14 protein-coding genes are annotated in these 16,087 nt (G+C 40.0%); 4 read left to right on the forward strand and 10 right to left on the reverse strand.

Going from position 1 to position 16,087, the window contains the following annotated elements; all coding sequences use genetic code 11:
• Positions 1-236 precede the first annotated feature (236 nt).
• Both ACZ9AO_RS10460 and ACZ9AO_RS10465 read right to left on the reverse strand, forming a co-directional pair.
• Complete coding sequence (locus ACZ9AO_RS10460; protein ID WP_476109014.1) at positions 237-1,256, reverse strand: AI-2E family transporter; 1,020 nt, start codon at positions 1,254-1,256, stop codon at positions 237-239.
• Positions 1,257-1,986: 730 nt separating this feature from the next.
• On the reverse strand, positions 1,987-2,217 hold the full coding sequence (locus tag ACZ9AO_RS10465; protein ID WP_048687214.1) for an excisionase family DNA-binding protein: 231 nt from the start codon (positions 2,215-2,217) through the stop codon (positions 1,987-1,989).
• Between the two features lie 251 nt (positions 2,218-2,468).
• On the opposite strand from ACZ9AO_RS10465, the gene ACZ9AO_RS10470 reads away from it, so the two are divergent.
• Together ACZ9AO_RS10470 and ACZ9AO_RS10475 are read left to right on the forward strand one after the other, a co-directional pair.
• Positions 2,469-3,395, forward strand: a complete 927-nt coding sequence (locus ACZ9AO_RS10470) for a glycine-rich domain-containing protein (RefSeq protein ID WP_476109015.1) — start codon at positions 2,469-2,471, stop codon at positions 3,393-3,395.
• A 105-nt stretch (positions 3,396-3,500) separates the two neighbouring features.
• On the forward strand, positions 3,501-3,749 hold the full coding sequence (locus tag ACZ9AO_RS10475; protein ID WP_251541347.1) for a hypothetical protein: 249 nt from the start codon (positions 3,501-3,503) through the stop codon (positions 3,747-3,749).
• A gap of 113 nt (positions 3,750-3,862) precedes the next feature.
• Here the strand turns inward: ACZ9AO_RS10475 and ACZ9AO_RS10480 are convergent, their stop codons facing one another.
• The 6 genes from ACZ9AO_RS10480 to ACZ9AO_RS10505 form a co-directional block, all read right to left on the reverse strand.
• On the reverse strand, positions 3,863-8,533 hold the full coding sequence (locus tag ACZ9AO_RS10480; protein WP_476109016.1) for a hypothetical protein: 4,671 nt from the start codon (positions 8,531-8,533) through the stop codon (positions 3,863-3,865).
• Between the two features lie 165 nt (positions 8,534-8,698).
• Positions 8,699-9,895, reverse strand: a complete 1,197-nt coding sequence (locus tag ACZ9AO_RS10485; RefSeq protein WP_048687223.1) for an MFS transporter — start codon at positions 9,893-9,895, stop codon at positions 8,699-8,701.
• Positions 9,896-10,266: 371 nt separating this feature from the next.
• Positions 10,267-11,112: a sensor domain-containing diguanylate cyclase gene (locus ACZ9AO_RS10490; RefSeq protein WP_476109017.1), complete on the reverse strand. Its 846-nt coding sequence runs from the start codon at positions 11,110-11,112 to the stop codon at positions 10,267-10,269.
• A gap of 341 nt (positions 11,113-11,453) precedes the next feature.
• Positions 11,454-12,248 (reverse strand): DUF4097 family beta strand repeat-containing protein, encoded by a 795-nt coding sequence (locus ACZ9AO_RS10495; RefSeq protein WP_476109018.1) that lies wholly within the window; start codon positions 12,246-12,248, stop codon positions 11,454-11,456.
• On the reverse strand, positions 12,241-12,795 hold the full coding sequence (locus ACZ9AO_RS10500; protein ID WP_476109019.1) for a DUF1700 domain-containing protein: 555 nt from the start codon (positions 12,793-12,795) through the stop codon (positions 12,241-12,243). Before ACZ9AO_RS10500 ends, ACZ9AO_RS10495 begins: the two co-directional genes overlap by 8 nt.
• On the reverse strand, positions 12,792-13,112 hold the full coding sequence (locus tag ACZ9AO_RS10505; RefSeq protein ID WP_034305446.1) for a PadR family transcriptional regulator: 321 nt from the start codon (positions 13,110-13,112) through the stop codon (positions 12,792-12,794). The genes ACZ9AO_RS10500 and ACZ9AO_RS10505 overlap by 4 nt, the downstream gene beginning before the upstream one ends.
• Before the next feature lie 233 nt (positions 13,113-13,345).
• Here ACZ9AO_RS10505 and ACZ9AO_RS10510 point away from each other — a divergent pair, with 233 nt between their 5' ends.
• Both ACZ9AO_RS10510 and ACZ9AO_RS10515 read left to right on the forward strand, forming a co-directional pair.
• Complete coding sequence (locus ACZ9AO_RS10510; RefSeq protein WP_476109020.1) at positions 13,346-14,404, forward strand: DUF2157 domain-containing protein; 1,059 nt, start codon at positions 13,346-13,348, stop codon at positions 14,402-14,404.
• Positions 14,397-14,933: a GDYXXLXY domain-containing protein gene (locus tag ACZ9AO_RS10515; RefSeq protein ID WP_048687231.1), complete on the forward strand. Its 537-nt coding sequence runs from the start codon at positions 14,397-14,399 to the stop codon at positions 14,931-14,933. Before ACZ9AO_RS10510 ends, ACZ9AO_RS10515 begins: the two co-directional genes overlap by 8 nt.
• A gap of 88 nt (positions 14,934-15,021) precedes the next feature.
• Here ACZ9AO_RS10515 and ACZ9AO_RS10520 read toward each other — a convergent pair whose 3' ends face one another.
• Complete coding sequence (locus ACZ9AO_RS10520; RefSeq protein WP_053533768.1) at positions 15,022-15,501, reverse strand: C40 family peptidase; 480 nt, start codon at positions 15,499-15,501, stop codon at positions 15,022-15,024.
• A gap of 186 nt (positions 15,502-15,687) precedes the next feature.
• On the reverse strand, positions 15,688-15,960 hold the full coding sequence (locus ACZ9AO_RS10525) for a phage holin (protein WP_053533767.1): 273 nt from the start codon (positions 15,958-15,960) through the stop codon (positions 15,688-15,690).
• Between the last annotated feature and the right edge of the window lie 127 nt (positions 15,961-16,087).

Below are 16,087 nucleotides of genomic sequence, written 5' to 3' on the forward strand. Positions count from 1 at the left end.
ATTTGTTTTTTTATGCAATAAAAAGTCGATAAATAACTTTAGTAAAATAAAATTTTAATCAATTAACTCGGTAAATTAAAAACGCAACTGTGCTCTAATGGGGAAAGAGGCAACTTTCTCCCCTTCACTCGAATTAATGGATATTATATTGAAAACAGATAGTGCCACCGTTCAAAAGATTTAATGGAACAAAAATAAGCAGCGGCCATATTAGCGTGGCCGCTGTTTATATATTATTATGGAACTTCCTTATTGCCCTCTTCAATATCTAACATATCTAAAAGGAAGATGAAGATCGGTATCCCGATGATCAATCCCCATATCCCTAGGAAATGCTCAGAAAACAATAGGATGATGAAGGTGAAGAATGTTGGAAGATTTGTTTTTGCCGACATGAATTTCGGATTTAAAATATAGCTTTCAAGTGCATGGATCACAACAATCATGATTAATACAGCAATCACTTTGGGCATGCCGCCGATGCTATAGGCAATCATGCTAAGCGGGATGAGGGAGATGATGACCCCTGCAACCGGAATCAAACCAAGGAAGAAAATCATGATTCCTAGACCAAGCAACTGCGGGAAGCCAAGAATCCATAAGAAAGTTACGGATAGGACAGCATTCGTAATAGCTATCAAGAACTGGACCTCAATTACCTTTCCGAATGAATTAATAAATTTGACGCCAAAGTGGCTTAAGTTTATAAAGAAAGATTTAAATTTGGCCCGCTTGAATTTAGAAGTGAAACGAATGATTTTATCTTTTTCCAATAAGAAAAATAGACTAAGCAACATGGAAATGAAAATTTGAAATGCCAGTTTACCGAAATCGGATATATAAAGATAGAGTGTATTCATCTGTGTTTGAAGATCGAGCGGCGATCGCAGCTCGTTCATTATATTAATGGCATATTGAATGACCCTGCTATCTGGTGGATGTTGAAAGAAGAAAACGATCTGTGTCACTAATTCCGTGAATTGTAGCGTAATGACCGGTAGATATTTATAAAGTACGATGGCTAAACAAGAAATGACGACTGCATATAAAAAGCTTATGACAACCTTAGAGTTGATATGCACCACTTTATTCAGCCGAATCATGATAAATTGCTCCAGCCTCCCCATCAGGAAAGTGAAAACAAATGTGAATAACACAATATTAACCATACTGCCGATGCTTATTAAAAAGAGGACTAACACAATTAATGTAATTAACCTTGAAAAACCTTCGCTTTGCAAATACTCTTTTACCACTTACCTATCTCCTAACTACCATTCTGCCGTGATAATTCCTATTACCTTTCATTTTACACGGAATTGAAGGATTCTACTACAATTACCTTCCATTGACAACAAAATTATTTGAATGATCAGTAAAGCCCCTGATGCAGACGTAGTTAAGACCTTTTCGGAAATTCGACCATTACTTTCACAGCCATTTCCTGCATGAAAAAAACATCTGCCAAATCGGTAGATGCCAGACCTTGGACAACTCACTGAAAATACGATTTTTTATTGGTTTGTACAATTTGGACGTTGATTTCCGCTCCAGGCACTCGCTTTCCGCGGGCGGTCGCGAAGCCTCCTCGGCTTGCGCCTGCGGTGTCTGTCTCCCCTAGACGCGCTTTTCCCACAGGAGTCTCGTACCTTTTGCTCCAATCAACTCTGTATAAAATTGAGATAGAACCATACCTATGGAGTTGAAGGTGTTGCTTTGGATCAATAGGTCCGGACCTTCACTTTGATGAAAATATGTTTTCCGGGCCCCCTTCTATCTACAAGCAAAAGCTGAGGCTATGGCCTCAGCTTTTGTTATGGCTGTACAATTTGGACGTTGATTTCCGCTCCAGGCACTTGCTTTCCACGGGCGGTCGGAGCCTCCTCAGCTTGAGCCTGTGGTGTCTTACCCTAGACGCGCTTTTCTAAGCAGGATTCTCGTACCTTCCTCCTTTTTGAAACTCAACATCTGCCAAATGGACAGATGCTAATCTTCATCTTTGACATCGATATCTTCGGGGATGGGTTCGTTATAATAATCCGCTAAATCCTTCTTATATTTCTCCATCTGTTCAAGATGCATATTAAATTGATCTTTAAAAATCAAATGCTGCTCACCATCATGAACGGTGCGAATTTTATTTTGAACGATTAAACTTTCTATATAAGATTCCGGCATCGATAAATATTCCGCAGTCTCTTTTACTGTCAAGTACATGCCTTCACCCCTTTTCCCCTCTAACTATACTAGATATGAGGCATTATTTGAAGCGCTTGATTTTTAACTGAAAACCCCTTACATGCCAAGGAAAGGACGATACCCGATTCAGGGTATTGTCATGCAACCTCACCAGCTTAATCAATTTCCCCCAATGGAACATTTTAGATAAAACAACTTACAATCCCTTCCATTAACATGTAAGATAATATTAAAGAAATATATCCATAGATTAAGAGGAGTGGACAAAGATGACCTTCTTTTATGTCATTCTTGCGGCAATTTTTGCTGTTTTCCTGGTCAATTTCGTTAAAGGGCTAAGTGAACCGGCTAAAATGGAACGCTATCAAAATGAATTCCGTAAATACCATGGTGAAACTTTAGATCTTCATGCAACGGAAATCGTTTCAGAAGCATTGATAGAAAAGCTTAATAAAGCACTGGATTTCTATTATATGGAAAAGGTCAATACTGAATTCCGCCTGAAGCATCCACGGGACTCACAGTTAAAGGTCAATCAGGCCTGGCGTGAATTGAAACGCTATTTGATTATGGCTGCAGTGTTTGGAAAAGTTGAAATGTTTAATTCAGTCATCGATGAGTTATGGCATATCATGCTGAACTATAGACAGGAATATGATGAGTTTTGCCAGGTTTTCATCGGTAGGACCATTCAGCACCATCCTCATTCAGAACCTGTTTTCAAACCCGATGAGCGCACTCTTTTTGACTTTTACTATGTACAGCTATTTACGGTGGACTCCCATTCCATTCAAAAATGGGGCAAATTTTTCAAACATGATAAAGGGCTAACGCTTCTCCGCGATTTTAAAACGTTGGAGCTGGAGCAGTTAAAAAAGAAATATATGCGGAAACCGACAAGTATACAGGCGGAACGGACCTTTGAAGCCTTCACTTCACAATTTAAAGAAAATCGCCCCATGACAGAATTGAATTGGCGGAAAACGTACGACCAGACGGACTACGCAGCTCCTGCCTATTTCACTTATGCAAGCACCGATGATTTTGACAGCGAATTTAAAGATATATTCGGGAATGAACCGAACACAGTTTCCTCTGGATCCGGCCATGCCGATCATGATGGCCATAACGGGTCCCATGACAGCAGCCCTGATTCCTCTTCCAGCTGTTCTTCATGCAGTTCTTGTTCGTCTTGAGCTTTTCGCTTGGAGAAATCCAAGCGTTTTTGTATACACAAGCATTAGACGAACTGATTGATCGTGCTTAGTTTTTCACTCAATTTTAAAGGAGTTACAACTGATATGGATGATAATGAGATCCGAAAATTCAGGCCAGTTTTTGTCTATGTAAATTTGGAAAACAAGAAAAAACTAGTACAAGGTTTAACTGAAGATCGAGTGAAATTAATTCAAGAACTAGAAAAATACAGAAATGTCCTTTCACCATTTTTAATTAATGTTTTGCAAACTAATATAGATCAGTGGGAAATAGAAATTCATGATTGGGAAGAGGAAATAAAAAAAATAGAAGCAAAAAAAGAGAGCTTTTAAGTGCTCTCGGTTTACAGGCAAAAGGGGTTCGGAATTAATAAATTCCGAACCCCTTTGAATTTTCGTCCAAGGTTAAGAGCTTGGGTATCTGACGCATTCCATTTCCTTCTTCATTAATTCCACCGATTGAACCAATTCTTGATCCTTTGTTTATTTTTCTCAAGAACCTCCTTAGAGGTCCTGTTGTCTTTTTGTTTTTTCCATTCAAAGAAAGATGCAATTCCGATAAGCAGCCCCCCGCCGATGATTAAATACAGCCACCACGGCATCTCGCTCCACATCGAATTGGTATTCATATAGACATTGAATAAAATCGTCCCAGTTCCAGCGATGAAATAGGATTTGTATTTCATCATGAATCCAAAGAGCATTGCTGCCAATGACACGGTTCCGATAATGAGGGCATCATATAAGGTGTTTCCTGCCATTGCATCAATGATCAGGGCTAAAAACAAAAGGAAAACAATACCGCTTTCGATATATTGTGTGATTTTGCCTTCAACAAAGATTTTCCTCAGCAGAGTGGTGCTGACAATGAACAGCGGCAGAATATTCACCTCCTCCTCAAGTACAGGAGGGATCGTGAGCTGATCGACAATGACCCAATACGGATATAGGCTGAACAAAATCGCTGCTGCCAACTGGGATTTTCTTTCCAACATCCCTGTCGTCGTGCTTCTCATCAAAATGAAATAGGCCGGAATCAGAAGTGCCGCGATAATTTCCAAAATGAAATGTGCCGGTCCCCCCGTCAAAACATCCATGTTCATGGCAATAAGAAACAGCAGACCATAGACTCTGTAAAAATCCAATTGAAATCCTGCCCCGCCTTTATCAAGCAAGCCTTTAAAGTATTTCTTGCTTAGCAAGACCATTATGGCCGTACACCCAAAAAGGACTGCCGTTCCAACGAAAGGCTGCAATGTGTCGGCGTACATGATGATGATCCAATACGGATACAAACTGAGAATTCCCGTCAGCCAAACGTAGATGCCCTTTTCTTTTACATCCTTTGTGAAACTTCCAATCAAGATGAAGTAAACCGTGATCAAGAGCGATACAAAAACTTCGAGTAACTGGGTCAATGTTTCAGTTGCTGGAAATCCCCGATTCATGGCCAGTAAAAACAGCAGGCCATATATCCTGTATGCATCGATGGTCATACCTGCTTCTTCCTTTTTGATTAAACCATCGAAATAACGCCGGCTTAAAAGCAGCATCCCTGACATACAGCCGAAAAGGAACAGCAAGCCCATTACAACAGATAGGCTGTCGGCATAGCCGACGATGATCAGGAAGGGATACAGACTGACTAGTGCAGCAATATTGGAATAGATTTTCCTTTCTAGCTTTTCCGCTGTCAAGCTTCTCAGGAAAATGAAATAAGCGGTTAACAGAAGCGATACAATGACTTGGAGTAACTGATGTTTAGTATCGTTAAAAACCTCCGCATTCATATCGATCAAAAAGAATAAACCATAAATCCTGAAAGGATCAAAGCTGATGATGCCTGATCCGTTTTTCTTGAGTGAACCGCTGGAATACAGCCTGCTCAGTAACAACATTCCTGCCATACAGCCAAAAAGAACAGCCAAACTCGTGACGATTGGGAGTGTATGGGCATAAACTATGATATTGATGAAGGGGACAAGGCCGATGATTGCCGCTATTCCCGAGTAAATGCTTTTTTCTTTCTTATAGATTGTGAATCTTCCCATCAGGATGAAGTAACTAGGCAACAGCAGGGAAACAAAAATCCCCAAAACCGCAGAAGCTGTATCGCTCATAAACACTTCCAGATTCAGAGTACACAGATATAACAAGCCAAAAATCCGATAATGATCAATGACTCTCTTCGTTCCCTCTTGGTTGAGCAATCCTTTGAAAAGGCGTCTGCTAGCCATCAACATCACAACCATACATACTAACAATACGATAATCGCCATAACCAGAGGCAATGTATTTACATACATATTATAGAAGATGAACGCAAGGCCTAGAGGAACCGCAACATAGTTCCGCCAATTCCTTTGCATGAGCAGATACCAGGCAAACAAGAGCTGTACAGTCATCACTCCTACCCAGACTGACTCGCGGTTAAGTGGAAAGCCCCGGATCGCCGTTTCCAAAATGGATATGCTTATCCCTAAATGAATGAATGGAATAAGGTAATACTCCATGATGCCTTTCCAATTCTTATTGGATAACCCCCACAGAATGGTTATGAGTCCTGCTGTAATCATCATGCATATTGATGTAATGAATACTATTTGCTCCATGTTTACCACAAATAAATGGACCTGTAGGAAAAGGACTGAAAACCCTAGGTACGTAAAAACGTATTTTTCCCATTTCACATGCGCCCTTAAAGCACTCAAAATATAAATCGACAGTTGTGCAACATATAGTAACGGTGAGCTTTCCGTAAAAATAATGAGCAAATATCCAACGGGAATCGCCAGTAAATTGGCAAGGTGACTTGCGTAAAAGAAATACAGTTTCCCATTTTTCGAATATTTCCCAAGCCATTCTCCTAATAGGAAAAAGATAATGGGGCCGAGCAACACGAACGCAATCCTCAGTACCATTGAAGCAAAATCAAAAACATCGTAGAGTGAAGCATATAAGCTGGCACTTGTAATCACGACAGGCACCCAGAATATGTGCTTCCGATGGATATGGACGGACCAGCCGTTTATTGCAGTAGCTACGGCAATCACTTCGCTTGCCTCCAAAGGATTTTGTGAATCGAATGGAATCGATATCAAGGAAAGGAAGGAAAGAATCTGTCCGCTATATGCAAAAACAGGAAAGAATTTATGGTATCCCTTTTTAAATGTGTAAGCTGCACCGATGGAAACCAGTGAAACACCTATTAAATAGACGCTGAGCGGGATATTTGACCGAACCCATTCTAAACTCTCCGTCAAATATGGATAGAAAGCAACCAAAGCCAGTACGAAAGTGATTGGAAATCCGTATAAGGCATTTTCCTTCATATGCTTTGTTTCGTCTTTTATAAATGTGATGAAGAAAAGCCCAGAGATCATGGCGAGCGCCGCACTAACTGCAAGCCAATCCATTTCGCTGAATTTAATGGTCAGTATCACTAACATGATCATTGGGGAGATAAGTAAGGTACTCTTCCTAAACAGGATGTACCTTGGGTGACTGTTATATAAATATACTCCAAGATATTGAATGACCTGAACAACAAATAACAGATTTAAAATGGTAGAAAAAGAGATTGGCAAGGCAAAGAAAAGGTATAGTAACGCTAAGTCGAAAATAACAACAGCCGGGTACGTGAGGCTTGAGTTTCTCGATTGAAGGGAAACATAGGCAAGCTGGGCAGATAATAACATGAGCGCGACGAATATTTGCGCATAGTTCTCCTGGTACACCATCGCGTTACTATATAAGAAAACGATCCCGCTCTCAATCAAACTGGTAATCATGAAGTGCTTCGAAAGCTTAGTTCTTTTGGCTTTAGCCAGATATTTCGATAGCATGGTAAAAATGATTGGAACAAGTGCAAATGCAATGATCATGTATTCACTTATAAACGAGTTATAAACTAGATGGATATATCCATACGTGAAAACGCCGCTAAAAGCCATTTCATAATATTTTTTTTTGAATTTGACCGAAATAATTAAAAACAAAACAGAAAAGACCATCAACGTTAGCGAATACACCAAGTTGCTTGAAAATAACGTCAGGATCACAAAGGTCTCCACGATAATCTTAAACTGGATAAATTGAAAAATGAATGGTTTGAATAACGTTAATGCTTTTTGATTTTTCAATTGCTCAATATTCCATAATAGCAATAAATTAAGAACGCCAATCGCCAAAAACATCCACTCGATAGTCGGCGTCACAAAAGCCAATCCGAAATAGCATGTAATGGCAAAAGTGAATATTGAAATGAAAATGAATATTTTCGACTTGAAGTAGTCAGCAATCTTACAATAAATGGCTAAGCAGAGTAATCCCCCAAGAAACCCCAGAAGTCCCCGCCCCCCACCATTAAATGAAAGGTACTCTCCAAAAATCCGATAATATGAAGCTGATAAAATCGTAATCGGAATGAATAAACCCGCTAGCGTCAGGAATGCAAAAGAGGTCTGTTCAATTTTCAGTTTCGAAGCGATGAAGGCCATCCCTGCAAAAATGACGGATACCATTCCAATGAAGAGAACTTTCAGGACCGCATTCAGATCCCCCCATGAAGTGGTTGCTAAAATCAACCCGCCAAACAGAAGCAATATGACCCCAGTGAGCAGGATGACAGAAATATTCCGTTCCCTGATTTGTTCAGGTGTTTTCTTCGGCTTTGCCGGTTTTACCGGTTTCTCCCGCTTGATGGCCTGCTTTTGAATAACCGGTTTCCTATCATTGATCTCCTTGACAGGTTCATGGCTCTCCTCGAAACCAGATTCAATAGGCGCATACTCGGCCTCCTCATCTTTCATTATCGATTCATTCAATCCACTGGATTCCCGTAATTGGAATGAAGATTCTTCGATCAGGCTATCCTGAATCCTCTTATCGGCACTTTCACCGATTATCGTTTCAGTTCCATGGGTGGATTTCTTCTTTTCTTGCTCTAAGCGCTTTTGTTTATGGAGGGCTAATTGGAAATGCCGATTGTAAACCCTGCTAATCCGGATATATTCTGATTTAGGGATGATCCGCCTTTCCCATAAAACATCCAGCTCTTCTAGGAAAATACGCTTCCTTCTTTCTAATGTCATTTCTTCGTTTGAAGAGTCATTCATTCCAAGCTTCCCCTTCCTTCAAATAGACCTTCTATCATCTTATGTATAATCTCTTTTCGGTAATAACAAAGTTTTTCCATTTTTAAAATATTTAGGATAATGCACCAAGGGTGTTCCTACTGACTCAAAAAAAAGAATGACTTCCATTGAAGCCATTCAACATCCTTATATTGATTTTCCTTTATCCTCGCTCCTGATGATGAATAAATAAACGATCATCGAAATGAAAATCGAGGCGGCTGCCGTGATATAGATGCTCCTATATCCGAAGAGGAAGCCAATCTGCCCGAACACGATGGCACCTATGCCCACTCCAAGATCGAAAAATGAAAAGTATGTGGCATTCGCCATCGCCTTCCGATTGGGTGCTGTCTTTTCAATCGACCATGCCTGCAGCGCCGGCTGAACAGAACCGAATCCAAATCCATAAAGCACTGCCGCAATGTAAAGTACCGCTTCACTCGGCATCCATGCAAGCAGCAGCATTCCAGCCATGATGAGTACCGTTGAAGGCACGAATACGGCTCGATGTCCCCTTCTGTCATATAGTCGACCCGCGAATAATCTCGTGACCATGAGGGCCATTGCATAAACTAAAAAGTACCACTGAATTCCATCTACACCTTTTTCCGCTGTATACAGGGGAAGGAAGGTTGCAATTCCACCAAATGTAACGGAGATGAAGAAAATGAGCAAAGATGGCTGAAGGGCACTTTTTTCATAAATATCAAACCTTTTGGCTCTGACAGCCGCCGAAGGATCACTTTCCACTTTTTGATACCGAATAAGTGATGCTGCAATGATGGCAAGCAATCCTAATAAAGAGCAGATCAAAAACAACTCTTGAAACGGAAGGACCGTAACTAGGAAAAGACCCAATGATGGCCCGAATGCCAGTGCTAAGTTACCCGATAATCCGTAATACCCCATCCCCTCACCACGCCGTTTCGCAGGGATTATATCGGAAGCAATCGTTCCTGAAGCCGTTGAAGAAAATCCCCAGCCGACGCCCTGTACAATCCGCATCATGAATAACAAGCCGATGCTCCCCATGAAACCGAAGGAACCCACTGACAAAGCAAAAATGGCTAACCCGGCAAGAAAAACGATGCGCCTTCCTTTCGTCTCCAATAATCTTCCGGCAATTGGCCGGACAAGCAAGGCCGAAAAAGTGAAGATTCCAAGGACAGCCCCCACAAGACGGTCATCACCGCCAAGCTGTTCTACAAACAACGGGAGGGTCGGCATCGTCATTTGAAAACCCATGAAGATGCACATATTTGCCAAACAGATCATGATGAAATCACGTGTCCAGATTTTATCAGTCCCTCTTACCCGTTCATCCACTAAGGTTTCCCTCATATCCCTTCACCTTCTAATTATAATAGTCATTGCCAGTTTACTAAAATTGCTTAAAATAAGCGAATGATTTATTTCGTGTACCTAAATATATATATATAAATAAAAGCCCAATATGACACCGGGCTCCCCTTTTAACATTCATGATCATTTCCGTCCACTTACCTTCCGTATGCAAACCAATAATTTAAGATCTCCATGCTGTAATGCATTAAACCATTGCCTCTATTCATCCGTAACGGCTCTTAGCTGAAACGCATCCCGCCAGCATAATGGATTTTCCTTACATTCAAATTTTCATAAAACATCCCCTGAAACAACCAATCTGCAAGTGAAGAATGGTTCTACACCCTATCTTATTGTTTCCATTTCTTTCATCTGCCCGCCCGAACGAGTTTCTGTTCCTTTCTTCGCCGTTTATCTTGAAACATTTTTTGATCCGCTTCCATGAATAAGCTATCCATATTCCCTTTGGAATGCGAACGGTAAGCATGCCCGAATGACATACTGATGTGAGGGCCCTTTTTTAGGGAGTTTTGCAAAAGGATTTCTTCCATTAATAATTCACAAAGAGATTCTACCTCTCGCTTGCTTCTGTCAATCAGAAGAACGGCAAACTCATCGCCTCCCACTCTCGCTACAACAGCGATTTCCGAAAAAATCCGTTTTAATAGATTTGCCGCCGCTTTAATCAATTCATCTCCTTTCTTATGTCCATACGTATCATTCATAAATTTCAGTTCATCTAAATCACACAATATCATGGCAACCGGAGTGTCAAAATCCAGATTGGATTTTGCAGCTATATTATCGAAAAACTGTCGATTATGAATGTTCGTTAAAGGGTCATGGGACATTTGATACTCAATATCCTGTATGAATTTCACTCTTTCATCGATATTGCGAATGATTCCTTGAACGGCTACCAATTGCTCTTCTTCATATATAGGTGTAGCATATTCCTCGAACCACAAAAAATCACCCTCGTTAGTTCTCCAGCGTTGAATGACCGGCTTAGTATAATCTATCCCACCATATATCTTTTCATTTAGGAGTTCAAAATCATCAGGATGAATCCTTTCGAAAGGGGAGGAAGGGTCATTGCATGCTTCTTCCAAGACGCCTTGACCTAAAAGTGTATTGATGGATGGACTTAGATACGTGAACTTTGAACTTGGATTCGATTCGTAGCAGTAGATAATATCCTTAGAACTTTCCACTATATTAAACACTTTTTTTTTGCACTTCTAAGCCTTTTTTAAGATAATCCTTTTCCCTTTTCTTACGAGTGAAGATCGTACGTTTAAATATATCCAATGACCATTTATTGAATTTCATTATACAGCCCCCATTCTTTTGAAGTCGTTTCCTTAAAACCCTATCCTTAGATTTGAGGGCGGACTTACACTCATTACTTTTAACATAATTATCCTTTCTATATTATAATTCCAAAAACATCTAAAAGGAAAAACTTTAAATGTTTTCCTTATCTCCTTAAGAAAAGGGGACGCATAACTGAAAAAAGCCGATCCCAATTGGATCGGCTTTTCATGCTTCAAGACTATTTCGTTATCTCGATTTTACCATTATTCGTTTCCAATTTAACTAGATTTTCACCTTTGCCAATGACAGTATTGCCTTCATACTTACCAAGGATATCCACTCTCCCATTGTCAACATGAACATCGAATGTTGTATTCGTCGGTTCATTCTCCGTTTTGATCATGATTTTACCATTATTACTTTCGAGTTCGATCTCCCTATCCAAGTCTTTCGTGACTAATGTGATTTTACCGTTATTCGATGAACCAACCAGTTTTCCCTCCACATTATTAAGCTCTACTTTTCCATTAGCAGATTTAACTTCAACTTTTTCGGTTATTATATCATTTAATTCTACCCGGCCATTTTGAGATTTCACATTTAGATTTTCACTTTTCAATCCTGTTATTTGCAATTTTCCATTATCGGATTCGGCGACAAAGGATTTATAAGATTCATCAGGTACATACACCTTTAAATGTAAGGATTGAATATGAAAACCAAAGCTAAACGTACGTCGATCCTTTAATTGTACCGAAAGCTTCTTCCCTTCCACATCTGCAGTAAAATCCAACTTGGAAACATCCATCCCTTTTGAAACCAACTCTATCCTGGTCTCCTTATCCTTCGTTGGCACGATCTCTACAGCTGCATTGTCAGCGTCGATCCGAATGTCCGTCACGATTTCCAAAATCGTTTTTTCCTCTGTAGTCGTTTCCTTATTCGTCATTTGGGAAAACGTAAACAGACTTCCTATTACCCCGATCAATAACAATACAAGTGCAATGATCGATAATTTTTTTACATTAATCATTTTTCAAACCGCCTTTCACAAGGGAAGCGTTAAATTTTAAATAGCGAATGAATCCTTTAGTTAAAGCACTCGTAGCGACAAACATTCCCATGGCAATGAAAATGCCAATCCCGCATAGTCCCAATGCGAAGGAAAGATCGAATAATTGAAAGTTACCTAACACAAGGTTAAACAGAGCGCCAAGCGGAGCAAGAATGAACGCTATCGCCGAAACCCACCCTGCAATGACAACTCCGATCAAGGCTATAAATGGTCCCAAAACGATCACTAAATTAAAGAACCCCAAACCAATGACTGCCCAAACTGCCCGCATAACATTACCTGCAGAAGTCGTTTGTTCGACCTGACCAAGATGATAGGTTGCCATCAGTTCCTTGGAAATCTGTTTAGGATTCCCAAGGGATTTGGAGATTTCCTGCTCTGACTTCCCTTCTTCCATTCCAATTTCGAAATACTCTTCGTAATCTTGAAGGATATCTTCCCGTTCATCTAAGGAAAGTCTGGTTAAAGAGGCATTCAATTGTTTTAAAAATTGTTCTTTATTCATTGGTTCACACCTTCCTTGATTAATTGGTTGACCCCATTGGAAAATTCATTCCATTCCATCAGCAGTTCTTGAAGGTATCTCCGTCCTTTTTCGGTTAATGTATAATATTTGCGCGGTGGCCCTTCTGTTGATTCTTGCAAATATGTCGTAAAATACTCTTCCTTCGTCAATCGTCTTAAAAGTGGATATACCGACCCTTCCGATATTTCAATTTGATCCGAAATCTTCTGTACAAGTTCATACCCATAGCGATCCTGCTTATCCAGTAACACCAGAACACACAGTTCCAGGACACCTTTCTTAAATTGTACATTCATAGCACCTTCACTCCTTCCAAAAGTTTTTCAGTATAGTTCAATAAACAGTACTAAACACCGAACAATACATCTTATGTAAATAATTTACCACATGGTACTGTTCATTGCAAGGTACTATAAATATTTTTATGTCTTACACGCATTCCAATAAGGGTAGATTGAAAATTAGCATTATATTCAAAGCTGCAAGAGAATACGATGTATAATAGTAAAATGTGGAAGGAGGAGTTACTTTGGCCAACAAAGCAATAACAAAGAAGCAATTCAATTTTCTTGAACATGAATTTAATTACCTTGAAAAGGAAGGAGTCATCTCCCGGCAAGAGAAAGTGAGGATGTTAAGTTCCTATGATGTAAAAGGCAATTTGAACTTCATCACGATTCTATTATCCATTGGGGCACTTCTTTTAGGTTTAGGCGTATTGACCTTCGTAGCCAGCAACTGGATCTATTTAAGTAAAGCGGTTAAATTCCTGCTTATCATTGCATGCCTAATCGGAGTGAACTTTGCTGGCGTGAAGGTGCAGGCACGCTTTCCCAAAACGTCACGAAGTCTGCATTATGCAGGTATCCTGATCTTTGGTGCAGGGATATTTCTAGTCGAGCAGATGTTTAACATTAGCATCAATTTCAACAATTCCTTTTTATTATGGGCGATTGGAACGGTATTCATTGGATACTATTTGAAGGATGTTTTCATCCTCCTTTTTACATCTTTCCTGCTTTTCATTTATTTGAACGGAAGTATATTCGTTGATGAAACATCTTATCCGCTTGCCATTCTTGTATTTCTACCGGCTTTATACATTCTGTTAAAGAAATTCGATTACCCTAATTATCTGACCTTTTTCATTAACGCTTTAGCCATCAATACAATTGCCTTATTTCTTATGGAATTCGTGCCGAAACTAGGGTTTGAAAATTCGAATACGATTGTCCTTTCCATCTTGTTTGTACTGGGTATCGTGCTTGCCTATATTCCGGTAAGAGCCAAATTACAAAACATCACACACATACAAGGGCATATCTTACATGGTATAACCGCACTCTTCCTTACCTTTGATTTTTCAATCTGGTTTCCTATAGCTTATTTCGTTTTTCTGCTTTATCTGATTCTGAAAGGCAGTTTGACCAGCATCGTGATAATATGTGTACTGATTTTCAGATATTACATCTACTCCTTTGACTTCCTGCCAAAATCGCTTACATTCATCATCGGTGGAATCATGCTCATCGGTTTTGGCTTCTTCTTTGAAAACCAACGAAAAAAAGGAGGGGAACTCAATGAGTAATCCATCATTCCGGCCACTCATCGTATTTTCCATTCCAGTCTTGATTTTGTTAATCTTGGCGTTTCCCCCGGTCTGGACAACAATGACAGGAGATGTAATCAAGATCAAGACAGCCCCGGTCGACCCGACTGATTTGTTTAGAGGAAGCTATGTAGCTTTGAAATACGAAATTGAATCAGTAAAGCCGTCGCAAGTCGATGACTCGATTAAAACCGAGTTCAATACAAGGAATATGGGTGATTATAAAAAGGTATATGTACGTTTAAAACAAAACGCTGATGGACTATACGCTGTTGATTACGTAACGAAAGAAAAGCCCGGCGAAGGCGTGTACCTAAAAGGGGAATTGGAAGTCCCTTATGACCTGCAAAATGCTAAAACCATTCAGATCAGATACGGTCTGGACAATTATTTCGCATCCGAAGAAAAGGCAAAGGAAATGGAGAAGGAAGCATTGGCCAATCCTTCAGTGGCTGTCGTAAAAGTTCGTAATGGCCATGTTGTTTTAACCGATATCATCATTGAATGAATGGCCCCCGGATATGACTAGCAAAAAGAGCATCGGTTTTTCGATGCTCTTTTGTTTTCTGGACTATTATCATGTGAAATTCAGATTGTTACTTAATGACCCGTTTTGCCCCTATATATTTTTCTTTCCAATATTTATCACTCATTTTGACCACCTTGACCCCTTTGGTGGTGGTCCCGACAAATGTGCCATTTCCATAATAGATTCCTACAAAAGAGACCTGCCCTTTCTTACCTGTCGCATAGAAGACCAAATCGCCCGCTTTCAAATCTTTTTGCTTCACGGCCTTTCCGGTTTTATACTGGTCCGCACTCGTTCTTGGAATCTTCATTTCTGTGGCGGCATTTTTATATACATATTGGGTAAGACCGCTAGCATCAAACCCTTTAGGGGTCGTCCCCCCATATTTATATTTGCTTCCCACCTGCTTCTTTGCCAAAGCGGCAACTTCATCACCATAATTGATAGAGGCTGAAGCATTAGCCGGACTGAATATGAATGCCGTCAATAGTGCCCCGACTAAAACTATGGCTGCAAACCATTTTGAAACTGGTAAACGATAACTCATCCTTTTTCCTCCCCAAACTGAAAATGAACCACAATTTTAAATGTATGTTGCATTTCGGTTTTTAGACCAAATCATTTTCGGCGATCATCATCCCTGCAAAAAAAATAACCAGATAACGCCGTTGTCTAGCTAATACGGTGTTATCTGGTATACTCTACTTTTCAGTAGCTGAAAGAATAGTGTCCATTACTTAGGTTCCTCGTATTGTCGGGCATTTTCACTGTCACTTAAACCTTTAGTTGTATGATCGACCACACCGCCGATCCCAAAGAATGTAAGCGCTATGAAGTTAATGATGCCTAAAGCGCCATTCAATGCATCATCAGTAATGGTAAAGCCTATAGGAGTAATGAAATTGTTTATGAACGCGGCAACCATCTGCGCTAATATTAAAAGCCCAGGAAGGAGTACAGTGAATATAAACGTAGGGTTCTTAAGACGCACTTTCCAGTTGATCATTGCTTTTCCCCCTCTCTAACATATTAAGTCCGCTTCATTGAAGATTGTCGCGGACCTGCTATATTTTATGCGGCTTGTCCATTTTACGTTCGGAAATTCCATTAAATAATCTATCACTCTAGTATCC

The sequence above is a fragment of the Peribacillus sp. TE19612 genome (genome assembly GCF_056279465.1).